This window comes from Myxococcus eversor (genome assembly GCF_010894455.1).
In the GTDB taxonomy this organism is placed as follows: domain Bacteria; phylum Myxococcota; class Myxococcia; order Myxococcales; family Myxococcaceae; genus Myxococcus; species Myxococcus eversor.
On sequence record NZ_JAAIXY010000003.1, the window covers coordinates 44549 to 70662 of the forward strand.

Genomic DNA, 26114 nt, shown 5'->3' on the forward strand with positions numbered 1-26114 from the left:
TTCACGCCGGCAGGCGCTGACGAGGCCCTGGCGGTGGCGTGTGCTCTTCGTTGTCGTCCTCGTGCGCGCGCGAGTGCTCGGCCGGCCCCCCGTTGTTGCGCCCGCGCAGCCACTTCTCCAGCCCCACCACCGGCACCACCACCGCGCCCACCAACACGGACAGGCCAATGGCCTCCAGCGACAGCGGCGCCGTACCGAAGATGCGCCGCATGAAGGGCACGTACATGAAGGCGAGCTGCAGGAGCACCAGCGTCCCTATCCCCATGAACACGGAGGGGTTGCTGAACAGCCCCACCTTGCGCAGCGAGCCCGTCAACGTGCGGCACATCACCATGTAGAAAATCTGGAAGCTGATGACGGTGTTCACCGCCATCGTCTGCGCCTCGGCCAGCGCCCGCGCGTGCCCCACCTCCGGCACCTCGTGCGAGTACTCCCAGAGGAACAAACCAATGGCGCCCGCCGCCATCAACAGGGCCACGAGCCCCGTGCGCATCACGATGAAGTGGCTGAGCACCGGCGCGTCCGGACTCCGGGGCCTGCGTCGCATGATGTCCGACTCGCGCGCCTCGAACGCGAGCGGCAGCGCGAGCGACACCGTGGCCACCAGGTTTATCCAGAGCAACTGCGTGGGCAGCATCGCCATCAGCGGCACCGGCCCCCCGCCGAAGTCCTGGATGGGGAAGAAGGCCACGCCGCACAGGAGGATGAGCGCCAGGCCCAGGTTCGTGGGCAGCACGAAGGCCAGCGACTTGATGAGGTTGTCGTAGACGCGCCGCCCCTCCTCCACCGCCGCGGCGATGGAGGCGAAGTTGTCGTCCGTGAGGACGATGTCCGCCGCCTCCTTGGACACCGCCGTACCGGTGATGCCCATCGCCACGCCGATGTTCGCCTGCTTGAGCGCGGGCGCGTCGTTGACGCCGTCCCCCGTCATCGCCACCACGTGCCGTCGCTGCTGGAGCGCGCGCACCAGCCGCAGCTTGTGCTCCGGTGCCACGCGCGCGAAGACATTCGTGCGTTCGGCCACGTCCGCCAGTTCTTCATCGTCCAGCGCGCCCAGCCTCGCGCCCGCGACACCGGGCGTCCCCGGCTCGTGCAACCCCAGCCGCGCGCCAATGGCCTCCGCCGTCGCCAGATGGTCGCCCGTAATCATCTTCACGACGATGCCCGCCTCGTGACACGCGCGCACCGCGTCGATGGCCTCCTCGCGCGGCGGGTCCATCATCCCCTCCAGCCCCAGCAACTCCAGGCCTCCCTCCACGTCCTCCGGCGTCACACGGTCCCGCGCCTCCGGCAGCTCGCGCGAGGCCACGGCCAGCACGCGCATCCCCCGCCGCGCCAGCCGCTCCACCTCCGCGAGGACCTCCTCGTGCGACGCGGCGCCGCCCGGTGAGCACCGCGCCAGGACGACCTCGGGCGCTCCCTTGAGGAGCAGCACGCGGCCGCCCCGTCCGTCGTCATGCAGGGTGGCCATGAACTGGTGCTCGGACTCGAAGGGGATGGCGTCCAAGCGGTGGAAGCGCGCGCGAGCCGCGTCCACGCCGAGCCCCGCCTTCCGGGCCGCCACCACCAGTGCGCCCTCGGTGGGGTCTCCCGTCATCCGCCAGTCGCCATCCTGACCATGCAGCGCGGCGTCGTTGCACAGCGCTCCCGCGAGCAACAGCTCCCGCACGTCCTCGGGCACCAGCAATGCGCTGAGCGGAGGCCCATCCCGGCGCAGCTCGCCCCGAGGCGCGTAGCCCACCCCGGTGACGGTGTAGCGCCCCGTCGGCGTCCACAGCGCCTGCACCGTCATCTCATTGCGCGTCAGCGTGCCCGTCTTGTCCGAGCAGATGACCGTGGTGCTGCCCAGCGTCTCCACCGCCGGCAGCTTGCGGATGACGGCGCGCCGGGCCGCCATGCGCTGCACGCCGATGGCCAGGGCGATGGTGACGATGGCGGGCAGGCCCTCCGGAATCGCCGCCACCGCGAGCGTAATCGCCACCACCACGGCCTCACTGAGGTCATAGCCGCGCCACAACCCCACGCCGAGCAGCAGGACGGACACGACGAGGATGGCCACGGTGATGACCTTGGCGATGCTCGCGAGCGCCTTCGTCAACGGCGTCTGGAGGTCCGTCGCCTCGCGGAGCATCTCGGAGATTCGGCCCAGCTCCGTGGCACCGCCCGTGGCCACCACCACCGCCGTGGCCGCGCCGGACGTCACCAGCGTGCCTCCGAAGACGACGCTCGTCCTGTCGCCCAGCTCCGCGTCCTCCTCGACGGCCGAGGGCTGCTTCGCCGCGGGCACCGACTCGCCCGTGAGCGCGGCCTCCTCGATTTGGAGGTTGCGGGAGGACACCAGCCGCATGTCCGCGGGCACCTTGTCGCCCGAGGCGAGCTCCACCACGTCACCCGGCACCAGCTCCGCGGCCGGCACCGCGCGCTTGTCTCCGTGACGCACCACCGTGGCGTTCTCCGGCACCATCCGGCTCAGCGCCTCGATGGCCTTGCCCGCACGGAACTCCTGCACGAAGCCGATGACGGTGTTGAGCACCACCACCGCCGCCACCACCAGCCCGTCCGTCACCTTCCCCATCACCACCGCGAGCACCGCGGAGACGATGAGCACCCAGATGAACGGGCTGTTCACCTGACGCCAGAGCAGCCGCAGCGGCCCTTCTCCCTTCTGGCGCTCCAGCACGTTGGGCCCGTGGCGCAGCAACCGCTCTCGCGCCTGCTCGTCTGTCAGCCCCTGCGCGCCGCTCTCCAGTTGCTCGAATACCCGCTCGGGCGGCAGGGCATGCCAGGGCACGGCTCCGCGTGAGGACGCACGGCCGTCCTCTCCAGTCGCGGCGGGTGGCGGCTCGTGCATGGGACTCCCCCTGACAGACCTCGGCGGTGACGGGAGGCTTCACCTCCACCTCACCCGGGAAAGCTATGTCCGCCCCCTCAACGCGCGCCGCGCCCGCTCTCGGGGGGAGCAGGCATCGGCACGCACCCGTGACAAAGGCGTTGCCCTTCGCGCACTTTCCAAGTAATCAAGAATTAACGACTTTAACCACCTATCGACTTTCTCCTGATGACCTTCAGAAAGCCTGGTTGGGCCCTGGTGGGCGCGGTGCTGGTGGCCTCGGCCATCGCGCTGCTGCTCTTCCGCGGGACACCTCCTTCCTCCCCGGACAGCACCGACTCCGTGAGTGCCGCGAGGCAACCCACCTCGAGCGGTGTCCTCGTCGGCGCGCCTTCGGGCGCGTCGCCTCCCACTGAACCGACCCCCGCGATTGAGCAGCTCCCGATACCGGGGTGCTGGGATGGGCTGCGCCAGCTCGACAAGACGGCCACGCTGGACTCGCTGCGCGAGGCGCTGGCCGTGGCGGTGGGCAATCGGGACAACCTGCTGGCGGCGTATCTCCAGGAGCGCCTGACGGAGCTGGTGGGCCAGGACGCGGGCCGCGCGCTCCAAGTCATCGAGTGGGCGAAGCAAGCCAGTCCTCCGCAGCTGGGGCTCTACATGGATGCCCTCAAGGCCGCGCCGGCCGTGCATGACGCCAAGGTGTCGGAGGCGCTGCTGAAGCTGGGCGAGGACAAGAGCATGCCGCTGCAGAACCGCTCGGCGGCGCTGGACGCACTGGAGACGCAGCGTCGGCTGTCCCCCGGCGACCTCGCGCGACTGAAGGCCGTGGCGCTGGACGAGACGGTGGACTCCACGGCGTGGGTGGCCACGCGCACCCTGGGCCGGGTGATGAAGGAGGACTTCGAGCGCACCGGCACCCATGCCCCGTACTGGAAGGAGCTGCTCTCCATCGCCGGACAGTCGGATGACATGGCGGTGCGGCTGCTCGCGCTGGAGATGCCGTCGTATTCCAATCCGCTCATCGGCTCGGAGTCGTTCGATGAGTTGAAGCGCATCCTCACCACGGACCGCGAGCGCGACGTGCGGGAGATGGCCGCCTTCCGACTCGGCGTCACCCGCGAGCCGGAGGAGGCCCTGAAAATCTACGAGGCGGCCTTCGATAAGGAGCACGACGTCTGCGTGCGCTGGGCCATCTTCCGCTTCGCCGTGCGCGCCGCCGGTGAGCAGGCGCTGCCGCTGCTGGCGAGGTTCGCCGCGAAGGACCCGCGCTTCCAGCGCGACTACGCGGAGTTCGAGCAGCTCTACGCCTCGGGCACGGTGGACTTCGCCCGCATCTGGCTGGGCAAGGGCGAGCACCACGCGTGCCTCGTCGAGGAAGGAGCGCCGCACTGATGGACGCCCTCGTGAGGAGGCACCTGGCGCGCGCGCTGCTGGTGTCGGCCCTGATGTCCGGCGCGCTGTCCGCGAGCGCGGCCCCGCCCCTGCTGACGCCGTCCACGTGCACGGTGGAGACGATGCTGGTGGACGTGCGCGCGGCGCTGAAGGACGGCTCGCCCGCGCTGCGGCGCTACGTGAAGGTGCGGCTGCGCGAGGCGGCGCTGGCCCTGCCCGTCGCGGAGCTGCAGGCCGCGCTGGAACGGGAGCGCGAGCCGGAGGTCCTGGAGGCCCTGGGCGCGGCGCTGGCCACCAAGGCGAGCCACGCCGAGTCACCCACGCTGGTGCAGCCCCTGCTCGCGCGAGCCGCTGGAGACGCGGACCCGGCCGCGCGCGCGGCGGCGGTGCGCGCCTTGAGGGCCACGCCCTCCGTGGAGTTCATGGCGAAGAACGGCGGCGTGGTGACGTACGAGCAGCTCGCGCGGGACGCGTCCCCCGAGGTGCGCCGGGCCGTGGCCGACAACCTGATTGAAGAGAGCGCGCAGGTGTACTCGGGCCATGACCGCGCGGTGTCGGAGACGGCCGTGTCGGTGGCCACCTCGACGGAGGACCCGGCGGTGGCGGCGAAGCTCCTGGGCGAGATTTCCATGGAGGCCGTGGGCCACGAGGCGGTGGAGCGCGTCACCGGGCATCTGAAATCAGAGGACCCGAGCCTGCGCGCGGCGGCGGCCACGGCGCTGGGCGGCGTGCCGGGAGCCGAATCGGCGGGGGCGCGGCGCTCGCTGGAGGAGGCCTTCCGACGTGACGCGAATCCGGCGGTGCGCAAGGCGGCGCTGGAGGGAATCGCCCGGCTGGGTCAGGCCTCCGCGCGGCCGCTCTTGGAGTCGCTGCGCGGCGTGGACGCGAGCATGGACTTGGAAATCGACGCGTGGCTGTCCGCGCTGAAGCTCAACCTCCAGGAGTGGCACCTGCTGCTGCGCGAGAAGCAGCGGCTGCGGAGGTGACCCCTGCATCACCGCAGTGCCGCAGCGACACAACCCAGAGGAGGTTTTTCATGAAGGCAATGAAGTGGATGTTGGCCACGGTGGCCCTCACCGTGGCGGGATGGACCACCAGCGCGCTGTCCGCGACGGCGGTGGGCGCCATCTGTGACACGGCCGCTCGCGTGGGCTCCACGACGTACTACTCGTGCTCGGGCAGCAGCCACAACGCGCTCGACATGAGCAACGGCACGTGCGGCGAGTGGAACCACCGGGGGATGATCAACGTCAGCCGGTACTACGCCTACTACGGCGGCTGTGCGAACAACTGCAGCGGAGGCACCACGTGTAACGGCGGCGCGGGCAACTACTACGTCGTCACCGGCGCCACCGGCTGGGACTTCCGTCAGCTCCACCTGAACTCCAACGTGTCCTCCGGCTCCAAGACGTGTGACCGCTGCGCGCTCGGCCTCGTGGGCTCCACGGGCAACAGCACCGGCGCGCACGTGCACGCGGACAACCGTCAGTACGGCACCCGCATGACCGCCTGGTACACCAGCGTCGGCACCACGTGCGGCACCAATGCGTACTGCAGCAATCGCGTGGGTACCCCCACGCTGTAGTCGCGGTCGCCACACCCCGCGCCCCGCTCCGGTTACCCTATGGCCGGAACGGGGCGTCCCTCTTTTCAGGCGTCGGTGTGTCGAGCCGCGTCGGCCGCGGCCTCGCGCAAAAGCTCCCCCGTCGCCGCGTCCGCCGGGAAGAACGACTCAATCGCCAGCTCCGCCAGGGTGATGTCCACCGGCGTGCCGAACACCGTCGGCGTGCCGATGAAGGACAGGACACCTCTCGGTGTCTGGATTCGCAGCGGCAACCACGCCCGCGCAGTCGGGTTCCGCCTGCGATTCAATGACCCCGGTCCGTCACGGCGCTCGAATCGCACAAGGGCGACCTGACCCGGTCAGGCGGTCAGCGGCTCTCTCCATTTCGTGCATCCGTCCGCCGCCCGACGTCGTGTCGGACCGGCCAGGGAACCTCTGTCTTTCCCGTCCCCTGCTGGGGCAGGCACAAGGGGCATCGATGTTCATGCGTCGAAGCTGGGCCGTGGTGTTGCTGCTGCTCCTACCCAGAGTGGCGTGGGCGGAGGAAATCGGCGCGCCCCAGGCCGTGCCGGAAGGAGACGCCCCCTCCATCGAGCGGGCTGAGGAAGCACCGCTCGAACCGGCCTCCGAGGATGGTGAGATTGCCCCCAAGGAGGACCCTTCAGCAGCAGATATCACCGAGGTGGGCTCGCGGTGGACGCGGTTGCTGCGCATGGAAGCGACGTCGCTGACGCTCCTGCCACGACGCGGCGCGCGGGAGGACGAGGGCTTCGTGCAACTGGAGCCCACCGTGCGAATGGCGAAGCGCGGGACGTTCCGCCTCAACCTGGGGGCACCGGTGCGGCTGCGGCTGTGGGGCGGCGGAGAAGACGCCGGCCCGGTGAGGAAGGAAGACTGGGACACGCTGTCTGACTGGGGGCAGGTGGTGCGCCTCCTCACCGTGGGCGGCGACGCGCCGAACTTCTTGTGGGTGGGCGCCCTGGAGTCCTACACGTTGCTGTCCGGACACCTGGTGCGCCGGTACAACAACCGTGGCAACCCGGACTACCACCCCGCCGGTGCGGTGGCGACGGGCAGGTTGGGACCGGTGTACGCGGAAGCCTTCGCCTCGGATGTGCGGGGCGCGCGGCTGGCGGGCGCGGAGGTGTCCCTGGATGTGCAACACGTCCTCTTCGGTCGGCCTCGTCAGTCCTCGCGTTACACGCTGGCGCTGTCGGCGGTGCACGACTGGGGGCGGGCAGGTGGCGCCTCGGAACCCCTGACGCTGGCGCACCTGGACGGCACCGCCATCCTCGTGAGGAGCAGGCGGGAGGACCGCGACTTCGAGTTGCATGGGGTGGGCGGTTGGGGTGGGCGTCCAGGTGAGGGGGGTGCGTGGGGGGCGGTGGCTGGCGTGGGCGTTGAGTCCGTGTCGTCGACGATGGACCTGCGAGCTCGCCTGGAGGGGCGCATGCAGCGCGGAGGCTTTCGCCAGGGCACCTTTGGACCGGACTACGAGCTCGCACGCTTTCAGGTGGCGGGCCCGGTCTCCGTGCCGCTGGCGGACGTGCCCTTCCCGAAAGGGTACTCGGCCTATGGCGAGGTGATTCTGAGTTGGGACGCGGAGCGCCTGCGCACCCTGGGCAATCGCCACCTGCGCCTGACGATGGGCGCGGAGGTCTTCAACTGGGGCCGCGTGGACGTGGACGGCCGGCTGGAGGTGCAGGTCTTCCACCGAGACGTCACGGTGGCAGTCGCTGGGCTGGCGGTGGGCATCGGCGAGCCGAGGGGGCGCTACCTCGTTTCGGGAGAGGCACGTTGGCGCTTCCTCGGAGGGAAGCTGTACGCGGTCGGGCAAGGCGGCACGTTGCTGCTCCCGACGGCGGAGGGGACGCTTCGGCCTGGCGCCTTCGTCGCCGTGGGCCTGGGGATGGACAATGTGCGCTGAGCGTCTGGTGCGTGCGCGCCTGAGCCTGCTGCTGGCGGTGGTGGTCAGCGCGGGCTGTGCCTCATCTCCCACTCGTCCTGGCCATGGGGGCACGTTGGCCTTCAGGCCCTTCGCTGCTTCCGCCCAGGGGGTGAGGAGCGCGGTGGGCGGTGTGGCGGGAGAGACAGGCTCCGCTTCCGAGGCAGAGGGAGATGAGGAGCCGCTGCTCCGTCGACGAGAGCCCGTCGCCGATGACGGCGAGCATGGGGAAGGGCAGAGCCCGAGAGTGTCAGGGGGGCGTGGGCATGTCGCTTGTGGAGGCAAGGCCTTGCCCTCGGGCTGGCCCCACCTGGACTCCAGCCGTGAGGTGCTGGCGCCATTCCTGGCGTGTGCCTCGCCCGCGGAGTTCGTGGCCATGCAACACGGCGTGGACATGGCCGCACTGGTGGAGTCCCTCACGGACTGGGACTCCGTCCGCCTGGGCGCCCTCGGTCCGCTGGATGCACGAGCCTCGGAAGTCCTCGGGCGCAAGCGCGCGGCCTTCCTTGTCACGGCCACTGAGAAGTACGGCGTGCCGCACGCCGAGGTGCTCGCGCTCTTCGTCCTTCACTCCGCCTTCGACGATGAACTGCGTGAGTTGGTGCAACTACTGGCGCGCGACAAGCAGGTGGCGGAGACGCTGGGCGCCATGGCCGCCGTTCGCGAGGAGCTGAAGCGGCGGGGCCTGGTGCTGGAAGGTTTCCCGGAGCGGGGAGAGCAGGGCCGCGACGTGCTGCGCGGGCTGGGACGCGCGGGCCGGGACATGCTCTCCAGCACCTTGGTGAGCGGTGAGGCCCGGTACACGGAGCTCATGGCGCTGCGTGGGCAACTGCCACCGCCCTACCAGGCCGCCCTCGACGAAGTGCACAAGGCGTTGATGGAGCGGCACTACTCGCCGGGAAGCGTCTCGGCGGGGGTCTTCGACCACCTCACCTTCGGCGTGCCGGTGGGCTTCTACCACCTGGTGGTGGGGACGGGGCACGGGGCGTCCTCGCTGGCGCAGGGCAGGTACGAACAGGCCACGCGCGAACTGGCGCCGGCCGCGCTGGCAGTGGCGGTGTACGCCGGGGGCAAGGGCGCACGGGCCCTGGTAGAGGCGCGCGGAGGGCCACGGCGGCTCCAGATGCCGGCGCTCGACGTGGGCGGGATGAAGGCGCTGATGGCGCGCCTGGAAGAGCAACTGGGCATCAACGCCGCGCGCGAGCTGCTGCGCTACCTCCAGGCGAGCCGCGAGGGCGCGCTGGTGGCCGCCGAGTGGGGCGAGGCGGGGCTGCTGGCGTTGTACGAGGCGCGCGGAAACCCCGCGAAGGCGCAGGCGATGCTGGCGGAGGCCAGCCGCGAGTCCCCCAGCGCGGCATCGACGAGAGGTGTTGCCAGTCGCGAGTCCGCCCGTCCCGCGGCCACGAAGGGCGCGGCGGAGAAGCGGGCTGGCGGCTCGGACCTCTTCGCGCGCAACGCAGAGGTGTCCGCCACGGAGGCAGCGAAGGCCAAGCTGTTCCAGGCGGAGCTGGAGTCCTCGGGTCCACGGCTCCCGAAGGATGTGAAGCTGCTGAAGAAGCTGGCGTCCCAGCTGAATGAACCGCCGCCAGGAGTCGAGACGGGAGCCGCGCTCTGGCGGGAGTACGTGGCCTACCGCAAGAGACGGCTGAAGGAGATTCGAGATGGTGAAGCCGTCAAGGGCCCCCTCAAGTGGGAGGGCTACGAAGGGATGCGCGCCTACTATGCTCGGGGCATGGCCTTCGAGAATGCCATGGTCGCCATCCTGGAGGCGGACGCCGCGTTGCCCCGCGCACAGCGGCGCTGGCTTGGGGACTTCGAACAGCCTCGCATCGAGACGCACGTGGGCGTGTCGAAGGTGGACTTTCGCTACGTCGACGTCCTCGTCATCGAGGAGCGCCCCTCACCGGGTCAGCCACCTCGGGTGGAGACGTTCAGCTTCAAGAGTCGTAACCTCGCCGCTCTGGACCGCAATGCGCTGGCGGTGCAGTTGAATACGGACGCCAGTAACGCAATGGCGTTCTACGGAGGAACGTTGAAGATTCTTCGGGCTGGCATGAGACAGCAGGCGGATGTTCGAAGGGTACGCCTCGTCTATGAGGGTAAGGATCTTCTGCCTGAAGGACGATTCGCGTTGGACAACGCGGCAGATGCGGCGCAGCGCAATATCAAGGGCGTGGAGGTGCTGTTTCAATGAAAGTGCTGACGCTGCGTGACCTGAGCAGGGTGGATAGTCTGCACTTCTCCTTTGCTGGAGCCTACGACCCGAGGAACGGGTTGAAGCGCGAAGTGGCTCCCTTCCTTGATGCTCTTGAAGAGAGCGCCAACGGGTGGATGCCGACTTTCGTCAAGTCGAGTCGCACTCGGAAATACTCCCGAGATGCGGTGTGGCGAGCGATGGAGGAGCGCCGCACTGAATACGGAACGATCATCGGGCTTGTCCGTTCGGAGAATCCCAGCGTGTCGCTGGTGCTCAATCTCGGGCCGGAGGACGAACAGGCCATGTTGTGGGTCAGCATCAGTGTGCAGCCACTCTCAGTCTTCGCTGACGTGGAGACCTGTCGTGGTTTTGTGGCAGCGGCCCGTGCTTGGACCTCCCTGTATCCTTCGGATTATGCCGCAGCACACAGCCTTGCCGACCTGAGCCTCGCGGGCGCTCCTTCCTTCGGTCGTGACGATGCGACACGGCGGCGGGACGGGTTCGACAAGATTTATGAGCTGTGCTGGCTGAACGTCTTCGGCCCCAAGCTCGTAGAAAGCGTAGGTCGTGAGCGGATGCTCTCGACGCCTGCGCACCTCGTGGAGGAACTCCCCAATGGCGCCGTCCTGTTGGTGCTGCGCCCCACTGCCGCTGACTTCGATAGTGACGAGGCGCGTGTCGCGCAGGCCCGCGCCCATGTCCACCTGAGGCCGGACCTCGACTTCGACACAGTGCTGCGCACGCTGAGGGAGCGCAGCGCCGCACTCGTCCCCGTCGAGCCGCGCTTCCACCCTGACGTGGCGCCGCTCTTGAATCGGCTTCCGGACGAGTTCGGTATCAGCGAGCGGCAACAGAAGATCGCCGAACTCAACGCCTTCCGGCCACCCGAGCCGGAGGAGTGGCTCCCTGCCGCCCTTCCATCGGACGTGGAGAATCCGGAGCGCGTCCTCACTTCCTATGGAGACCTGTCCGAGGGCCTCGTGGCAGCGCTGCACACCAAGCTGCCCTCCATCATGGATGAAACGCCTGAGTCCCTCACGGACCTGGACTTCTACTTCTGGAGGGAGAACTTCCCAGAGCGGTACACGCGCGAACTCATCGACAGTCACACCGCTCCGGCGTTAGGGGCCTACCTGGGAGACGTGTTGGTGCGACGGTTGGGCGGGACGTGGGTGCTGCGCAAGAAGAGGGAGGAGTCCCAGGTGCGGGTGGGCAAGCGCGTCTGGCTGCCGTTCCTCCGCGCCCGCCGGCACATGCAGTCCCGCCAGTCGCTACTCGACTACTCGCTCACCCAGTTCTTCCGTGAGGCAGAGCGGTACCGGGGCTGATCTGGCACTGCCACTCCTCGCCGGGTCGAGCAGGAATCACGCGTCGGAGTGACGCGCTGCCTCGGCCGCGGCCTTGCGCAACAGCTCCCCCGTCGCCGCGTCCGCCGGGAAGAACGACTCAATCGCCAACTCCGCCAGGGTGATGTCCACCGGCGTGCCGAACACTGTCGTCGTGCCGATGAAGGACAGGACACCTCTCGGTGTCTGGATTCGCAGAGGCACCACCACGCCCGCGTAGTCCGGCTCCGCCGAACTGCTCGGAGCCCCCATCGCGCGCAGCTCGTCGAGCAGCGCCATCAGCGTCACGTCCGCCGTGCTCGACACCTGTCGCTGCAGCCGCGTCAGCACGTGCGCGCGCCACTGCTCCAGGTTGAGGATGCGCCGGCCTAAGCCCTCTGGATGCAGGCTCAGCCGCAGCACGTTGATGGGAGGCTGGAGCAGCTCCACGGGCACACCCTCCAACAACACGCCCACCGCGCGGTTGGCCGTGACGAGCTGCCAGTGCCGGTCCACCGCGAGCGCGGGATAGGGCTCGTGTCCGGAGAGCACCAGCTCCACCGCCTCGCGCGCCGCGCCCATCCTCGGCCCATCCAGCTCGTTCTCCGAATAGACCGGTGCGAAGCCCGCGGCCACCAGCAACGCGTTGCGCTCGCGCAGCGGCACGTCCAGCTCCTCGGCCAGATGCAGCAGCATGTCCCGGCTCGGAGTGGAGCGCCCCGTCTCCAGGAAGCTCACGTGCCTCGCCGACACGTCCGCGCGGCATGCCAAATCGAGCTGACTCAAGCTGCGGCGCTGACGCCACTCCCGCAGCAACTCTCCCACCGGACGGCTCGGCATCATCATGCCCCTGACACTAGGAACGCGGGGGAAGCGCTCCAATTACCTCGCACGTAATCGACTTCAAATCCCCCGGCGCGCAATTTGTGTCTCACACGGCGGCCGGATTCTCCGGCGCCGCTCTCCCAAGGACACCTCCATGAGCGCCATTCCCGCTTCCCGCACCCTGCTGGGCCACGTCCTGCTCGCCGACGGTCTCATCAGCGGCGCCACCGGGGCCCTGATGTTCTTCGCCGCGGGGCCCTTGAGTGACTTCCTGGGCCTGCACGTCACGCTGCTGCGCTCGGCGGGCCTCAGCCTGCTGCCCTTCGCCGCGCTGCTCGTCTTCCTGGCCATGCGCCCGCTCGTCCACCGGGCGCTCGTCTGGGCCGTCATCGTCGCCAACGTGCTGTGGACGGTGGACAGCTTCGTCCTGCTCGCCTCGGGCTGGGTGCAGCCCACCATTTGGGGGCAGGCCTTCACCCTGGTGCAGGCCATCGCCGTGGCGGGCTTCACCTGCCTCGAACTGATGGCCGTCAAGCAGGCCCGCGTGGTGCCCGCCTGAAGCGCTTCACACAACACCCGCGCCTGGAAGCGGCGCGGCGCTCGACGACTCAGAGCGCCTTGCGGACCGCTTCCAGCGCGGCGTCGTAGTCCGGCTCGTGCATCATCTCCGGGACGATTTCCCGGAAGACGACGCGGCCGTCCCGCCCCACCACGAAGGTGCTGCGCGCCAAGAGGCCCAGCTCCTTCATGAACAGGCCGTACTTCCGGGCGAACTCGCGGTTCTTGTAGTCCGACAGCACCGCGACGTTGTTGATGCCCTCGGCCGCGCTGAAGCGGTTGAGGGCGAAGGGCAAATCGAGGCTCAGGTACCAGACCTTCACGTCCGGCCCCATGTCCGTCGCCTGCTTGTTGAACATGCGCAGCTGGATGGCGCAGACCTTGGTGTCCACGCTGGGCGCCACGCTCAACACCACCACCTGCCCCTTCAGCTCCGACAGCTGGTGGGACTCGAAGAACCCCTTGAACACGGTGAAGTCAGGCGCGACGTCGCCCACCTGCACCTGTCCATCCCCCTCCAGCGTCACCGGCTGTCCCCGGTAGGTGACCTGGTACTTGAACTCGGCCATGAATCCGCGCTCCTCTCATCACGCGGCCAGCAACGCCGCACCAATGAGGCCGCTGTCGTCACCGAGCTCCGCGTCGGCGATGAGCAACCCCTCGCGGGACGTCTGGGACGCCCACGCCCGCACACCCTCCAGCACCCGGCGCCGCATGCCGGGGCAGTGGTTCAACACCCCACCTCCCAGGATGAGTCGCGCCGGGTTCAACACCGTCACCTGGTTGGCCACCGCCAGCGCCAGGAACTGCGCGGCCCGCTCATACACCTCCCGAGCCGCCACGTCGCCTGCTTCCGCCGCCTGCTCCAGCGTCACCGGCGTCAGCTTCGAGGCGTCATTCCCCACCAGCTCCGCCAGTGCGGGCGAGCTCCCGGCCGCCAGCAGCTCGCGCGACTGCGCGATGAGGTTGTGCCCGCCGGTATACGCCTCCAGGCACCCCTGCTCGCCACAGCCGCAGCGCCGGCCGCCCGGCACCACCTTGATGTGGCCCAGCTCTCCCGCCACGCCGCCCGCGCCATCCAGCAGGTGTCCACCGGCGATGATGGCACTGCCCACGCCCGAGCCCACGAAGACCACCAGCAAATCCTGGGCGCCACGCCCCGCGCCCGCGTGCAGCTCACCCCAGGCGGCGGCGGACAAATCATTCACCACCTTCACCTTCTGCCCCAGCCGGTCCGTGAGCAGTTGGCCCAGCGGCACGTTGCGCCAGCCCAGGTTGGGGGCGACCGACAGCACGCCGGAGTCCTTGTGAATCTGCGCCGCCGCGCCGACTCCACAGCCGCCCACCACGACGCCCGCGGACTTCACCGCCTCGGACGCCGCTCGGGCAATCGTCTCCACCACTCCGGACGGGCTGCGCTCCTCCAGAGCCACCTTGGCCGATGCGAGCACCTTCCCCGCCGCGTCCACCACCGCGGCGCGGGCAAACGTTCCACCCAGGTCGATTCCAAGCGTCGCCATGGCGGTGTCCTTTCTCAGCCCTTCACGCGGCCGAACAGCTCGGTGACCAGCGCTTCGACTTCCTTCTTCTTCGCCTCGTCCTTCAGCGTGCCCTCGGGCGTGAAGGCCTCCGCCGCCTTCGCCAGGTGCACCTGGTTGGGCAGCACCAGCGCGCCCACCGACGACATCACCTGACGCAGGTGAGGCTGCATGCGCGACGTGCCAAAGTTGCCGGGGCTCGCGCCCATGATGGCCGCCCACTTGCCCTGGAACAGCCGGCCCGGCGCGCGCGACGCCCAGTCGATGGCGTTCTTCAGGCCACCGGGAATGGACGAGTTGTACTCGGGGCTCGAGAAGAGGAAGCCCTGGGCCTTGCCCACCCGCTCGCGCAGCGCGACGACGGGCGCGGGAAGCCCCTGGGCCTCCACGTCACCGTCATAGAGGGGGATGCCGAGCGACTTGAGGTCCACGACATCGACCTCGGCCCCCAGCGCGCGGGCCTTCTCGACGCCCACCGCCAGGAGCAGCTGGTTGAACCCACCGTTACGGAGACTTCCACTGATGGCGAGGATGCGAGGCGACGACATGCTCACCCACCCACTTCCTTCTGCACGCGGGCCACGGTGCCCTCGATGAGCTCCTGGATCTCCTTGAGGCGCTCTTGCGTGTTGGCCTCGAAGCGGAGGACGAGGATGGGCTGCGTGTTGGAGGCGCGGATGAGGCCCCAGCCGTCGGGGAACGTCACGCGCACGCCGTCCACGTCGATGATGTCGTGGCCCGCCGCGCGCAGCGTCTCCGTGGCGCGCTTGACCATCTCGAACTTCTTCTCTTCCTTCGTGTCGAAGCGCAGCTCGGGGCTGGCGAACGTCTTGGGCACGTCGGAGAGCAGCTCGGACAGCTTCTGCTTCTCGTGGGTGAGAATCTCCAGCAGGCGCGCGGACGAGTACACCGCGTCGTCGAAGCCGAAGTATCGGTTCTTGAAGAAGATGTGGCCGCTCATCTCTCCGGCCAGCTCCGCGTGCTCCTCCTTCATCTTCGCCTTGATGAGGGAGTGGCCCGCCTTCCACATGATGGGCCTGCCGCCGCGCTTCGCGATATCGTCGTACAGCGTGTAGCTGCACTTCACCTCGCCGACGATGGCCGCGCCCGGGCTGTCCTTCAGCACGTAGCGGCTGAAGAGGACCATGATCTGGTCACCCCAGAGGATGTTGCCCTGGTCGTCGATGACGCCGATGCGGTCGCTGTCGCCGTCGTAGGCGATGCCCACCTCCGCCTTCTCGCGCTTCACCGCGGCGATGAGGTCCTGGAGGTTCTCCACCACCGTCGGGTCCGGGTGGTGGTTGGGGAACGTCGCGTCCATCTCACAGAACAGGGGCACGACTTCGAAGCCCATGCTCTCGAACAGCGGCACGGCGATGGCGCCACCGGTGCCGTTGCCCGCGTCGATGACGATCTTCATCCCCTTGCGGCCCACCTTCACCGTCTGCTTCACGAAGTGGTTGTACGGGGTGATGATGTCGAACGGGGTGACGGTGCCGGGCGTGGCGGAGACTTCGAAGTCAGCGGCCTCGATGAGCTTTCGCAGCGCCTGGATTTCGTGGCTGTGGAAGGTCGTCTTCCCCGCGCCCACCTTGAAGCCGTTGTACTCCGGCGGGTTGTGGCTGCCGGTAATCATGGCCAGGCCATCCACCGGCAGGGTGTTGGCGGCGAAGTAGACCAGCGGCGTGGGGACGACGCCCACGTCGAAGACGTTGAGGCCGGTGGACGTGAGGCCCGCGCAGAGCGAGTCGCGGAAGCGGGTGGAGGACTCGCGGCAGTCGCGGCCCACGGCGATGAAGCGGCCGCCCTTGCGCCGGATGATGGTGCCCAGGCCCTTGCCCAAGAGCTCCACCACTTCGGCGGTGAGGTCCTTATCGACCAGACCTCGGATGTCGTACTCGCGGAAGATATGCGCGTTCATGAAGGTGTCCCCGCCCTCGCGAAACCGGAGGGCATGACAGAGGGCGGCGGACTCTACACGAGCGCCAGGATTCCCGGCACCCGCCGACACAGGCGCGCAACCTGCTGAACTGAGGCCCTTCGGGGACCCTTCACAAGTCCCTGGGGTGCCAATCAACCCCCGGCCATGCCCGACTGTCGGGCAGGCGGCGGTCCGTGCTCCAGGGCCCCCAGCCCTCCCGGGACGCGGAGGGTGTCACGGGGGAGTCACTCAGTGCGTGGTGACAGCCTCCAGGCCCCGGGACTCGAGGCTCCGGGTGACGGCGCCCTGGCGCACCCGCCCGCGCAGCTCCTGGGAGTGGCGCAGCCAGGAGGCGTTGAGCGGATCCAACGACAGGGCCTCCATGTAGCGCTCCAGCGCGGCGTCCAGCGAGCCTCGGGCCTCCAGCGCGTGCCCTTGAGTGAAGAGGGCCCGGGCCCGCGACTCGGCCAGGGGACGCGCGGCGAGGAAGGCCCGGCGCAGCACCTCCGCCTGCGTCTCCGTCAGGCCCGCGTCCAGGCAGCGCGCCACCCCCGCGAGGTTGCCTCGCGTGGCATCGAAGCCGGCGCGCGACACGGGCTCGCCCAGCACGCGTCCGGCCGCCTCCACGCGGCGCAGGAGCGACTCCAGCGCCTGACGCTGGCCCAGCGGCAGCGCGCGCTGACGGAACAGGTTCAGCCGGCGCAGCGCGGCGCTCGCGCGGCGGCGCACCTGCTCGAAGTCCTCGTGCGGCAGCGCGCCCAGCAGGGCATACGGGTCCTTCGCCACGGCGGCCGCGCGAGACAGGAGCCGCGCCAGCTCCGCGTCCGGCACGGGCTCCGCGTCCAGCGCCCCCCGCGTCACGCCCACGCCCAGCGCGCGGCCCAGGAGCTCCCGCGCCGCCTCGCCCGCGAACTGGACATAGAGGCCCGACGCCCCGCCCCACGCCCGCGCCTCGTCGCGCGTCACGTGGCGGACCACGTCGCAGTCGCACGCCACCTTGCGGCCTCCCAGTGACAGCTCCACCGGGAGCTGCGAGGCCAGCTCCGGCAGCGGCCCCGACCACGTCGCGAAGAAACCGTCCACCGTCACGTCGCCCACGCGCACGGACACCAGCTCCGTGTCCGTCGCCAACCCCAGCCGCACGCCCAGCCCTCGCGGCGACTCCATGCTCGGCGGCTTCACCTCCGTCGGCGCGGCGTTGCCATGGGCCGCGTCGCGCAGCGCCACATGCAGCGGCGTGGCGCCATCCTCGGGGAGGATGTGCCCGAAGATGGAGACGCCGCCCTTCGACGTGCGCGTGCGCGACGGAAAAGAGGGCTCCAGCCGACCGATGCCCTGGCTCTCCAGCAGCGCCTCGCGGAAGGAGCGCGCGTCCGGGAAGCGCTCTCCGGGACGCTGGGCCAGCGCGCGCAGCAACACCGTGGAGAGCGCGGGAGGCACGCGCGGATTGAGCACGTGCGGCTCCGTGGGAGAAATCCCGCCCACGCGGCCGAAGCCGAAGGGCAGCCTTCCAGTGGCCAGCAGGTAGCCCACCACGCCCAGGGCATACAGGTCCGTGCGCCCATCCACCGCGTCCCCCGCCCACTGCTCGGGCGCGAGAAAGGCGGGCGAGCCCACCACCATGCCGCACGCGCGCTCCTCCGGAGAGAGGCTGGCGGAGAGCACCGCCTGCGTGCCGAAGTCGAGCACCTTCACCTGCCGCTCACCGCGCGAGTCCCACGTCAGGATGAGGCTGTCCGCGGACAAGTCACCGTGCACCAGCCCTCGCGAGTGCGCGGTCTCCAGCGCGCACAGCGCCTGGGCCAGCAGCAGCACCACCTCCGCCGAGGCCAGCGGCATGGGCAGTCGCGAGAAGGGCTCGCCCTCCGCGTACTCCATCAACATGCAGGGCAGGCCACCGGGCCCCCGGCGCACGTCGAGCACGCGGGCCACGTGGCGGTGCTTCAGCGTGCGCAGCGCCCGGCCTTCCGCCTGGAAGCGCGCGCGAACGATGGGCTGGGCGGCCAGGTGCGGGTGCAGCACCTTCACCGCGAAGCGGTGGCCCGTGGGCTGGTGCTCGGCCAGGTACACCGTGCCGAGCGCTCCGGCTCCCAGCGACTGGCGCAGCACGAGCGGACCGTGACGCTGCCCCTCCAGCGAAGGCGCCCGGGGACAGCCCGTGCCCACCGGATGCTCCACCGCGCAGTGCCTGCATGCCATGTTCGCCCACCGCCCCTGCCGCCCCGGAATGGGGCGGGCGGCGACGACACTGCAACCCCCGTGCACCCCCGGCTTCGTCACCCACCGGACAGGACAACCTCCCGACGGGACGAGAACCCGGGGAAACCCGTTACCCACGAAGCGGAAGTTCTTTCAGCCCCCGGGTCGGAAGTTTCTCCAGCGCACACTGGGCGCCTGCGCCTACAGATACTTCTGAAGCTTGCGGGCCTTGAGCGCCTCCACGACCTTGCGCACGTCCTGGCTCTTCTCGCGGGGGACCACCAGCACCGCGTCACCGGAGTCCACCACCACGACATCCGTGAGGCCGACGACGGCCAGGGGGCGCTTGTCCGCGAGCACCACGCAGCCCTTGCAGTCCACCACCACCGCCGAGGCGCCGGAGATGACGTTGCCGTTCTCGTCCGCCGGGCGGACCTCCGGAATCGCCGCGAAGGAGCCCACGTCGGACCAGCCGAAGTCCCCGGGCAGCACCGCGATGTTGGAGGCCTTCTCCATGACGCCGTAATCGATGGAGATGGAGGGCAGCTTCGGGAAGACCTTCTTCAGCACCGAACCGAACGTGCGCTTGCCCGCCACCTTGCTCAGCGCGGACAGGCCCTTCTTCATCTCCGGCATGTGCTGCTCGAAGGCGGCCAGGATGACGTCCGCGCGGAAGACGAAGATGCCGCCGTTCCACAGGTACTCGCCCGAGGAGACATAGGCCTTCGCCGTCGCGACGTCGGGCTTCTCCTTGAACGCCTTCACGCCCCGGCCACCGCCCGTGAGCGCGTCACCCACCTGGATGTAGCCGTAGCCCGTCTCAGGTCGGTTGGGCTGGATGCCCAGGGTGACGATGTGCCCGCCTTCCGCGATGCGGGCCGCCTCCTCCAGCGTGCGCTTGAAGCCGGCCACGTCCGCGACGTGGTGGTCCGAGGGCAGCACCACCATGATGCCCTTCGGGTCCCTCGCGGCCACGTGCACGGCTGCCAGGGCAATGGCGGGCGCGGTGTTCCGAGCCACCGGCTCCACGAGGATGTTCGCCTTGGGCAGGCCCTTCACCAGCTTCGCCGCGGCCTTCGCGTGCAGGGGGCCGCACACGATGAAGGTGTTCTTCACCGTCGACAGGCCCTTGAGGCGGCCCGCGGTGTCGGTGATGAGCGGCAGCTTGGAGGCCAGGGGCAGGAACTGCTTGGGCCGCGCCTGACGGGACAGGGGCCAGAAGCGAGTGCCGGAGCCACCGGCCATGATGACGGGATAGAGGGCCATGCGGGGTACGACTCCTGCGAGTGCCGGCTCGTCGCCAGCGGGAGGCGCCAGGGTCTTCCCCCAGCGTGGATGGCGGCGCACCATAGCGTTTCGGCCTTTCCGGGAAAGAGGGGAGCCGCTTCCCATGAAGCCCCCGCCCAGGCCGTTGCGCCTCCCACCTTCAGAGCCCCCGAGCCCGCCTGTCCGCCCTCCGGACGATGAAGCGGCTCTGAGTGGCGAGAGTTTTGACCCGCCCCCGAAAAGCCAGTCTCATGCCGCGCTGTTGGACTTCTTCAAGGCCAGAACCACCGGGCTGACGCTCGTTCTCACCGTCGCGCTGGCGCTGGGGCTTTCGCTCGCCCCGATTCCAGAGTCGTGGCGCCCCCTGCCCAGTCTCCAGCGAGGCCCCCTGGGCTCGAAGCTGGTGGCGCTGGCGCTGCCCGCGTCCTTCACCGGAGGCCGTCCCGCCCCGCCCCCTGAAATCGAGGCGGTGGCGTCGGACACGCCCAAGCAGGACGCGGTGCCGGAAGAGGACCCGGCGGACGATGCGGGGACGGAGGTGGTGGACGCGGTGCCCACGCCCGCGGTGCCCACGGTGCCGGGCATCGGCCTGGAGGAGCTGAGCGCGCCGTCGCTGGCGCGCGCCGTGGAGCTGGAGGCGCTGCGCGAGCGGATGAGCGCCCAGCACGTCGACATCGAGCCCAACTGCCGCAAGGCGCGCGCGGACGGCACCTGTGAGGAGGACGGGCTCGCCCCCTTCCACCGGGCGCTGACGGAGCTGCGCGCGGACACGCGACGCACACCGGTGCGCGTGGTGCACCTGGGGGACTCGCTCGTCGCATCGGACTACATCACCGACGTGGTGCGAGACAGGCTCCAGGAGCGCTTCGGCTCGGGCGGCAAGGGCTTCCTCTTCATCACCCGCCCCGCCAGCGCGGGCCGGTGGACGCGCTCCGGACGGGGTTCGGACGGCTGGGAGATTGCCCGGCTGGTGGACACCAAGTGGCCCCGCGACAGGGTGGGCTGGACGGGCGTGGCCTTCACCTCGGCGAGCGGCTCGCAGAGCACGAAGTACGACGTGGAGGGCTCGCGGGTGGCGGAGCTGTTCTTCCTCGCCCAACCGTCCAGCGGCTCCGTGCAGCTCTCCGTGGATGGCCGGCCGCTGCAGCGCATCCAGACGCGCGGCTTCTCCAAGACGAAGTCAGAGGCGGCCTTCGCGCGAGTGAATCTGCCCGAGGGCGCCAAGACGCTGTCACTCACCACGTCCGGCAAGGTGGAGCTGCACGGCGTGACGCTGGAGACGGGCACGCCGGGCGTCATCTACGACACGGTGGGCCTGTTGGGCGGCATGGCGGAGGTGTACCTGCGAGCCCAGCCCGCGGCCTTCCGCGCGCAGCTCCGTCAGCGCAAGCCGGCCATGGTGGTGCTGATGGTCGGCGGCAACGAGGCGTTCTTCTTCTCACGCGACCGCACCACGTTGGAGGAAGTGCGCGCGCAGATGAAGGAGCTGGTGTCGCGCGTGCGCGCCAACGTGCCGGACGCGGCGTGCCTCGTCATGTCGCCCATCGACGCGGGCGTGCGGACCATGGGCGGCGAGCTGGTGCCGCGTCGAGGCTCCAAGGAGGTCTCCGACATCTTCCGCGAGGAGGCGCGCCTGGGTGGCTGTGCCTTCTGGGACGCGTACACCGCCATGGGTGGCGAGGGCGCGGCCCTCCGGTGGCTGGAGGCCGGGCTGATGCTGGAGGACCTGGTGCACCCGCGCGCGAAGGGCTCGGACCTGCTCGGTCATCTCTTTGATTTGGCGCTCCAGCGAAGCTTCGCGAAGGTGCACGCGCCGCTGGTGCCGGTGGCGGATGCGCCGGGGTTGCAGGACGCGGACACCGCGCTGACGAAGACGTTCGACCGGCTGCGCCGCCGCGAGTCCGGCGAGGCCCTGCGCGTGGGCATCGCCCAGCTCGGCGCGTCGCATACCGCCTCGCACTACTTCACGGACGCGGTGCGCGGGGTGCTGACCAAGCGCTTCGGGGACGCGGGCCGGGGCTTCATCGCCGCGGGCAAGGCGTCCCCTCGCCTGGAGAACGCGCGCGTGGCGCGGGAGCTGGTGGGCGACTGGAAGGTGGAGGACGCGATGGAGGCCGAGCCGGGCGGACTGTGGGGCCTCACCGGCATCCGCGCCGTGGGCTCGCCGGGCGCGAAGCTGCGCATCCAGTTCTGCAAGGACTGCCCGAACGCGAAGGCCTCGACGACGGGGCGGCTCGACTTGTACGCGCTCGACGTGCCGGACGCGAAGGCGCCGGACATTCGCGTGGATGGCGAGGACATGCCTCCTGATGCGCCGTTGCCGGAGCCGCTGACCGCGCCGATGGTGCGCATCCGCTCCTTCCCCGTCACCGGCCCCTCGCACGAGGTGGAAGTCATGGCACCGGAAGGCAGCGGCGTCACCGTGCTGGGCGCCGCGCTGGAGTACGACACGCCGGGCGTGGTGCTGGACGCGCTGGGGTTGCCCGGAGCCATGGCCTCCACGCTTGGAGGCATGGATGCGGCGGCGGTGGACGCGCAGCTCGCCTCGCGTCGGCCGGACCTGCTCGTCTTCTGGTACGGCACCAACGAGGCCGGCAAGTCGGACCTGGACGCGGCGGCGGTGGCGAACGACTACCCCGCGCTCATCGCCCGGCTGCGCAAGGCCACCGGCAACGCCGAGTGCCTGTTGATGGGCCCCACGGACCGGCTGGCGCAGGACTCGAATGGCCGCTGGACGGAGGCGCCCGCGCTGGCGTCGGTGCTGGACACGCTGCCTCGGGTGGCTCGGGACGCGGGCTGCGCCTACTGGTCTCCGCGCGCGGCCATGGGCGGTGAGCGGGCGATGCTGCGCTGGCAGCGTTCCCGTCCGGTGCTGGGCCACGCGGATGGCGTGCACCTGACGCCGGAGGGCTACGAGCGACTGGCGGCGAGCTTCGCGCGGGACTTCCTGGCCGCGTACGAGCTGCGCAAGAAGACCGAGCCGACCGCGCGCATGGAGGGGAACTGACGTGCTGTCGCACAGCCTCCAGTACCTGGTCTTCGTCATCGCGGTGTTCGCGCTGTACTGGGCGGTGCACCGTCACTACTGGCCGCGCCTGTTGGTGCTGCTGGTGGCCAGCGTCTACTTCTACGCGGCCTTCACGCCCTTCCCGCTCATCATCTTCCTCATCGGCGTCACGGTGGACCACCTGCTCGTCAAGGGGATGGGACGCGCGACGTCGCAGGGCGTGCGCAAGCTGTTCGTCACGCTGTCCGTGGTGTCGAACCTGGGGTTGCTCGCGGGCTTCAAGTACCTGGAGCTCTTGCGCAAGACGGCGCTGGAATTGGTGCCCGCATCCTGGGGCATCCATGTTCGCGAGACTCCGTTCGATTTGATTCTGCCGCTGGGCCTGTCGTTCTTCGTCTTCCAGGCCATCAGCTACACGGTGGACGTGTACCGGGGGAAGGCCAGCTCCGAGCACTCGTTCATCGAGCACCTGCTGTACATGCTCTTCTTCCCGCGCGTGGTGAGCGGGCCCATCGTCCGCGCGTCGGAGCTGATGGCGCGTTTCAAGGACGTGCCCACGCTGACGCCGGAAGAAGGCGGACAGGCGATGTTCCGCATCGCCGTGGGTCTGGTGAAGAAGCTGGTCATCGCGGACGTGCTGGGCAGCGGCATTGTCGACCCGGTGTTCGCCTCGCCGGACAAGTACGCCTCCGCTGAGTGCATCGTCGCGGCCATCGCCTACACCTTCGAGCTCTACTACGACTTCTCGGGCTACTCGGACATCGCGCTGGGTGTGGCGGCGCTGTTCGGCTTCAAGTTCCCGGAGAACTTCAACCGGCCGTACCTGGCGAAGAACCTGGGCGAGTTCTGGAACCGGTGGCACATGAGCCTGTCCACCTGGCTGCGGGACTACCTGTACCGGCCACTGGGCGGCAACCGGGTGTCGAAGCCTCGGGTGTTGTTCAACCTGATGACGGTGATGGTGCTGGGTGGCCTGTGGCACGGCGCGGACTGGCGCTTCGCCGTCTGGGGTGGCGTGCACGGCGCGGTGCTGGGCCTGTCACGGTGCTGGGAGTGGTGGGTGGGCAAGCCGGAGAAGCCGGGTGTCCCTCGCATCGCGATGGGGATGCTGGCCACGTTCACCATCGTCGTGCTGACGCGCGTGGTGTTCCGCGCGAAGACGATGACGCACGCGGGGGAGTTCTACGCACGGATGATGGAGGGCGTGCCGGGCATCGCCAACGTCAGCCCGCTGGTGTGGGGCATGTTGGCGGCGGCGGTGTTCTTCCACGTGGTGCCGATGAAGCTCTACACGGTGGCGTCGGAGGTGTTCGTCCGGATGCCGGTGCCGGTGCGCGCCGTGGCCCTCGTCGTGCTGGGCCTGGGCATCCGCCACCTGTCGGCCGTGGAGACGCGGCCGTACGTGTACCTTCAGTTCTGACGCCGTCCGGGCGCGGTGAGCACCGACTCCAGGCCGGGCACCTGCGCGAGCTGCCCCAGGAAGTCGCGGAGGATGCGCGCGGTGGCGCCCCAGATGACGTGGGTGTCGTACGTGTAGAAGTACAAGTCGCGCTCGGCGCCGAAGACCTCCTTGCGCTCGACGCGGAGGATGGCCGGGTCCATCAGGCTGACGAGTGGCACCTCCAGGATGAAGGCCACCTCTTCAGGGCTGGGCTGGTACTTGCCGTCCCCTGGAATCACGCCGACGAAGGGCCGCACGCGGTACTGGGAGATGGTGGGCACCTCGTCCAGCATGCCCAGCACGCGCACGCCGCGCCGGTCGATGCCCAGCTCCTCTTCCGTCTCGCGCAGCGCGGTGTGCAGCGGCGTGAGGTCCTCCGCGTCGCGGCCTCCGCCCGGGAAGCTGTACTGGTTGGCGTGCGTGCGCAGGGTGGCCGGGCGTCGGGTGAAGACCACGTGCGGCACGCCGTCGCGCTCGAACAACGGCACCAGCACGGAGGCCTCGCGCAGCACGAGCCCCGGCAGGTCCACATTGCGAGCGGGACGCGCCGACAGCCGTGCCTCCACCCCCTGGAACAACGCCTCCACGCTCACGACGCCCGCCTCCCCACTAGTCGGTGATCTGCTTCTCGATTTGCTGCTTCCCCGGCTCGCGAGGCACGTCCAGGTTCTCCACGCCGGACAGCGGCTTGAGCTTGCCCGCCTGGAGCAGGCCCAGCAGCAGCAGGCCGAGCGCCACGCGGTACACCACGAACACCAGCGTCGTGCGCGAGCGCAGGTAGTTCAACAACCACGCGATGGCCGCCATGCCCGAGGCGAACGCCACCAGGGTGCCGACCCAGAGCGACACGGCGCTGGGTCGCTCGGTGGCTTGCAGCAGGTGCTTCAGCTCGAAGATGCCCGCCAGCGAGGTGGCGGGGATGGACAACAGGAACGAGTAGCGCGCCGCGTCCTCGCGCTTGAGCCCCAGCGACAGACCGCCCGTGAGCGTCGTGCCCGAGCGCGACGAGCCGGGGATGAGCGCCAGCGCCTGCCACAGGCCGATGAGGATGCCGTCCCGCCACGTCATGTCGGCCAGCGTCCGCTTGTGCGAGGCGCGCTTCTCCACCACGAAGAGGATGATGGCCAGGACGATGAGGCTGCCGGAGATGACATAGAGCGAGCGGAACTGCGTCTCGATGGCCTTCTTGAAGGCCAGCCCGCAGATGCCGATGGGCAGCGTGCCCACCAACACGAACCACGCCAGCCGGGACTCCACGGTGCCGAAGGGCTCGCGCTTCGCCAGCCCGCGGAAGAAGGCCGTCACCAGCGAGACGATGTCCTTGCGGAAGTAGATGAGCACCGCGGCGACCGTGCCCAGTTGGATGACCGCCGAGTACGCGGCCCCCGGGTCCTTCCACCCGAACAGCTCCGGCGCGATGCGCAGGTGGGCGGTGGAGCTGATGGGCAAGAACTCGGTGAGACCCTGGACCAGTCCCAGGACGATGGCTTCAAGGAGGCTCATAGGCGCGGTCCCGGGATGTATGCCCGGACACCGCCGCCAGCAAGGGCGAACCTCCGCGTCTGTGGCGAGGCGAGCACGCGGCGTCCCCCTGGGCGCCCCGTCCAGGTAGGCTGAAGGGCGCGCCATGCCCCCTGCCCCTCCGTGCCCCTGCTGCTCCGGACTGCGCTACCGCGAGTGCTGCGCCCCCTTCCACCGGGGCGAAGCCGAACCGCCGGACGCCGAGCGACTGATGCGCAGCCGCTACGCCGCCTTCGCCCAGCGCGAGCCGACGTACCTGTGGAAGACACTTCACCCCAGCCACCCGGACCGGGCGAGACCCGAAGACGTGGTGGTGCGCGAGCTGCGTGCCTTCGCCCAGGCCCACCAGTTCCCCAAGCTGGTGGTGATGGACCGTCAGGCGCCCGACGCCCAGGGCACCGCGCAGGTGCTCTTCTTCGCGAAGGTGTTCGAGAAGGGCAAGGAGCGCTCCTTCGTGGAGCGGTCCGACTTCCGCCACGACGGCACCGGCTGGCGCTACCTCTCCGGTGACACGCTCATGCTCGGTGAGCTGACCGTCCCTCCGGAATCCCTCACGCTCGCGAACTTCCCGAAGTGAATCCG

At 69.6% G+C, this 26114-nt stretch carries 21 protein-coding genes; 10 read left to right on the forward strand and 11 right to left on the reverse strand.

Annotated elements, in window-relative coordinates; translation table 11 throughout:
• Position 1: 1 nt before the first annotated feature.
• Positions 2–2851: a cation-translocating P-type ATPase gene (locus tag G4D83_RS06975; RefSeq protein ID WP_163863896.1), complete on the reverse strand. Its 2850-nt coding sequence runs from the start codon at positions 2849–2851 to the stop codon at positions 2–4.
• Positions 2852–3058: 207 nt separating this feature from the next.
• Between G4D83_RS06975 and G4D83_RS06980 the strand changes: the two genes are divergently transcribed.
• From G4D83_RS06980 to G4D83_RS06990, 3 genes are read left to right on the forward strand one after another with little or no spacing between them, the layout of a single operon-like run.
• Entirely contained in the window at positions 3059–4225 is a 1167-nt protein-coding gene (locus G4D83_RS06980; RefSeq protein ID WP_163863897.1) for a HEAT repeat domain-containing protein, read from the forward strand.
• Positions 4225–5211 carry a HEAT repeat domain-containing protein gene (locus G4D83_RS06985; protein WP_163863898.1) on the forward strand — a complete coding sequence of 329 codons (987 nt, stop codon included), beginning with the start codon at positions 4225–4227 and terminating at the stop codon, positions 5209–5211. Before G4D83_RS06980 ends, G4D83_RS06985 begins: the two co-directional genes overlap by 1 nt.
• Positions 5212–5261: 50 nt before the next feature.
• On the forward strand, positions 5262–5810 hold the full coding sequence (locus G4D83_RS06990) for a M23 family metallopeptidase (RefSeq protein ID WP_176435197.1): 549 nt from the start codon (positions 5262–5264) through the stop codon (positions 5808–5810).
• A 65-nt stretch (positions 5811–5875) separates the two neighbouring features.
• Here G4D83_RS06990 and G4D83_RS06995 read toward each other — a convergent pair whose 3' ends face one another.
• On the reverse strand, positions 5876–6097 hold the full coding sequence (locus G4D83_RS06995; RefSeq protein ID WP_240356197.1) for a hypothetical protein: 222 nt from the start codon (positions 6095–6097) through the stop codon (positions 5876–5878).
• Between the two features lie 170 nt (positions 6098–6267).
• Here G4D83_RS06995 and G4D83_RS07000 point away from each other — a divergent pair, with 170 nt between their 5' ends.
• Genes G4D83_RS07000 through G4D83_RS07010 form a run of 3 tightly spaced genes read left to right on the forward strand, consistent with a single transcriptional unit; the run spans position 6268 to position 11259 of the window.
• The gene (locus G4D83_RS07000) at positions 6268–7716 is read left to right on the forward strand and encodes a hypothetical protein (protein WP_163863901.1); all 1449 of its coding nucleotides are present in this window, start codon (positions 6268–6270) and stop codon (positions 7714–7716) included.
• Entirely contained in the window at positions 7706–9928 is a 2223-nt protein-coding gene (locus G4D83_RS07005; protein ID WP_163863902.1) for a hypothetical protein, read from the forward strand. Before G4D83_RS07000 ends, G4D83_RS07005 begins: the two co-directional genes overlap by 11 nt.
• Positions 9925–11259: a hypothetical protein gene (locus G4D83_RS07010; RefSeq protein ID WP_163863903.1), complete on the forward strand. Its 1335-nt coding sequence runs from the start codon at positions 9925–9927 to the stop codon at positions 11257–11259. The genes G4D83_RS07005 and G4D83_RS07010 overlap by 4 nt, the downstream gene beginning before the upstream one ends.
• Before the next feature lie 36 nt (positions 11260–11295).
• Here G4D83_RS07010 and G4D83_RS07015 read toward each other — a convergent pair whose 3' ends face one another.
• Positions 11296–12102: a helix-turn-helix domain-containing protein gene (locus tag G4D83_RS07015; protein WP_240356198.1), complete on the reverse strand. Its 807-nt coding sequence runs from the start codon at positions 12100–12102 to the stop codon at positions 11296–11298.
• 133 nt (positions 12103–12235) lie between these two features.
• Here G4D83_RS07015 and G4D83_RS07020 point away from each other — a divergent pair, with 133 nt between their 5' ends.
• Positions 12236–12640, forward strand: a complete 405-nt coding sequence (locus G4D83_RS07020) for a hypothetical protein (protein ID WP_163863904.1) — start codon at positions 12236–12238, stop codon at positions 12638–12640.
• A 49-nt stretch (positions 12641–12689) separates the two neighbouring features.
• On the opposite strand, the gene tpx is transcribed toward G4D83_RS07020, so the two are convergent.
• The 6 genes from tpx to G4D83_RS07050 form a co-directional block, all read right to left on the reverse strand.
• The gene (gene tpx / locus G4D83_RS07025; RefSeq protein ID WP_163863905.1) at positions 12690–13208 is read right to left on the reverse strand and encodes a thiol peroxidase; all 519 of its coding nucleotides are present in this window, start codon (positions 13206–13208) and stop codon (positions 12690–12692) included.
• Between the two features lie 18 nt (positions 13209–13226).
• A complete protein-coding gene (locus G4D83_RS07030) occupies positions 13227–14159 on the reverse strand; it encodes an ROK family protein (protein WP_163863906.1) in 933 nt (310 codons plus the stop codon).
• Between the two features lie 14 nt (positions 14160–14173).
• Positions 14174–14725, reverse strand: coding sequence for an NADPH-dependent FMN reductase (locus G4D83_RS07035; protein WP_163864349.1), 552 nt, complete (start codon positions 14723–14725; stop codon positions 14174–14176).
• 2 nt (positions 14726–14727) lie between these two features.
• Positions 14728–16098, reverse strand: a complete 1371-nt coding sequence (locus G4D83_RS07040; protein WP_163863907.1) for a phosphomannomutase/phosphoglucomutase — start codon at positions 16096–16098, stop codon at positions 14728–14730.
• A gap of 249 nt (positions 16099–16347) precedes the next feature.
• The gene (locus G4D83_RS07045; RefSeq protein WP_163863908.1) at positions 16348–18297 is read right to left on the reverse strand and encodes a protein kinase domain-containing protein; all 1950 of its coding nucleotides are present in this window, start codon (positions 18295–18297) and stop codon (positions 16348–16350) included.
• Between the two features lie 201 nt (positions 18298–18498).
• On the reverse strand, positions 18499–19563 hold the full coding sequence (locus G4D83_RS07050) for a mannose-1-phosphate guanylyltransferase (protein WP_163863909.1): 1065 nt from the start codon (positions 19561–19563) through the stop codon (positions 18499–18501).
• A gap of 124 nt (positions 19564–19687) precedes the next feature.
• Here G4D83_RS07050 and G4D83_RS07055 point away from each other — a divergent pair, with 124 nt between their 5' ends.
• Together G4D83_RS07055 and G4D83_RS07060 are read left to right on the forward strand one after the other, a co-directional pair.
• On the forward strand, positions 19688–22570 hold the full coding sequence (locus G4D83_RS07055; protein ID WP_163863910.1) for a GDSL-type esterase/lipase family protein: 2883 nt from the start codon (positions 19688–19690) through the stop codon (positions 22568–22570).
• A gap of 1 nt (position 22571) precedes the next feature.
• Complete coding sequence (locus G4D83_RS07060; protein WP_163863911.1) at positions 22572–23990, forward strand: MBOAT family O-acyltransferase; 1419 nt, start codon at positions 22572–22574, stop codon at positions 23988–23990.
• On the opposite strand, the gene G4D83_RS07065 is transcribed toward G4D83_RS07060, so the two are convergent.
• Positions 23981–24604, reverse strand: a complete 624-nt coding sequence (locus G4D83_RS07065) for an NUDIX hydrolase (protein ID WP_163863912.1) — start codon at positions 24602–24604, stop codon at positions 23981–23983. The two genes, G4D83_RS07060 and G4D83_RS07065, sit on opposite strands and share 10 nt — an antisense overlap.
• A gap of 16 nt (positions 24605–24620) precedes the next feature.
• Positions 24621–25514 (reverse strand): undecaprenyl-diphosphate phosphatase, encoded by an 894-nt coding sequence (locus G4D83_RS07070; protein WP_163863913.1) that lies wholly within the window; start codon positions 25512–25514, stop codon positions 24621–24623.
• A 124-nt stretch (positions 25515–25638) separates the two neighbouring features.
• On the opposite strand from G4D83_RS07070, the gene G4D83_RS07075 reads away from it, so the two are divergent.
• Positions 25639–26109, forward strand: a complete 471-nt coding sequence (locus tag G4D83_RS07075; RefSeq protein WP_163863914.1) for a YchJ family protein — start codon at positions 25639–25641, stop codon at positions 26107–26109.
• Positions 26110–26114: the final 5 nt, after the last annotated feature.

Excerpts from the sequence above, each read along its gene's own strand:
- G4D83_RS07020 (WP_163863904.1), top strand. The coding sequence starts at position 12,236 with ATGAGCGCCATTCCCGCTTCCCGCACCCTGCTGGGCCACGTCCTGCTC.
- G4D83_RS07000 (WP_163863901.1), top strand. The coding sequence starts at position 6,268 with ATGTTCATGCGTCGAAGCTGGGCCGTGGTGTTGCTGCTGCTCCTACCC.
- G4D83_RS07015 (WP_240356198.1), bottom strand. The coding sequence starts at position 12,102 with ATGATGATGCCGAGCCGTCCGGTGGGAGAGTTGCTGCGGGAGTGGCGT.
- G4D83_RS07005 (WP_163863902.1), top strand. The coding sequence starts at position 7,706 with ATGTGCGCTGAGCGTCTGGTGCGTGCGCGCCTGAGCCTGCTGCTGGCG.
- G4D83_RS07075 (WP_163863914.1), top strand. The coding sequence starts at position 25,639 with ATGCCCCCTGCCCCTCCGTGCCCCTGCTGCTCCGGACTGCGCTACCGC.
- G4D83_RS07045 (WP_163863908.1), bottom strand. The coding sequence starts at position 18,297 with ATGGCATGCAGGCACTGCGCGGTGGAGCATCCGGTGGGCACGGGCTGT.
- G4D83_RS06990 (WP_176435197.1), top strand. The coding sequence starts at position 5,262 with ATGAAGGCAATGAAGTGGATGTTGGCCACGGTGGCCCTCACCGTGGCG.
- G4D83_RS06980 (WP_163863897.1), top strand. The coding sequence starts at position 3,059 with ATGACCTTCAGAAAGCCTGGTTGGGCCCTGGTGGGCGCGGTGCTGGTG.
- G4D83_RS07040 (WP_163863907.1), bottom strand. The coding sequence starts at position 16,098 with ATGAACGCGCATATCTTCCGCGAGTACGACATCCGAGGTCTGGTCGAT.
- G4D83_RS06985 (WP_163863898.1), top strand. The coding sequence starts at position 4,225 with ATGGACGCCCTCGTGAGGAGGCACCTGGCGCGCGCGCTGCTGGTGTCG.
- G4D83_RS07030 (WP_163863906.1), bottom strand. The coding sequence starts at position 14,159 with ATGGCGACGCTTGGAATCGACCTGGGTGGAACGTTTGCCCGCGCCGCG.
- tpx (WP_163863905.1), bottom strand. The coding sequence starts at position 13,208 with ATGGCCGAGTTCAAGTACCAGGTCACCTACCGGGGACAGCCGGTGACG.
- G4D83_RS07010 (WP_163863903.1), top strand. The coding sequence starts at position 9,925 with ATGAAAGTGCTGACGCTGCGTGACCTGAGCAGGGTGGATAGTCTGCAC.
- G4D83_RS07055 (WP_163863910.1), top strand. The coding sequence starts at position 19,688 with ATGAAGCCCCCGCCCAGGCCGTTGCGCCTCCCACCTTCAGAGCCCCCG.
- G4D83_RS07035 (WP_163864349.1), bottom strand. The coding sequence starts at position 14,725 with ATGTCGTCGCCTCGCATCCTCGCCATCAGTGGAAGTCTCCGTAACGGT.
- G4D83_RS06975 (WP_163863896.1), bottom strand. The coding sequence starts at position 2,851 with ATGCACGAGCCGCCACCCGCCGCGACTGGAGAGGACGGCCGTGCGTCC.
- G4D83_RS07050 (WP_163863909.1), bottom strand. The coding sequence starts at position 19,563 with ATGGCCCTCTATCCCGTCATCATGGCCGGTGGCTCCGGCACTCGCTTC.
- G4D83_RS07070 (WP_163863913.1), bottom strand. The coding sequence starts at position 25,514 with ATGAGCCTCCTTGAAGCCATCGTCCTGGGACTGGTCCAGGGTCTCACC.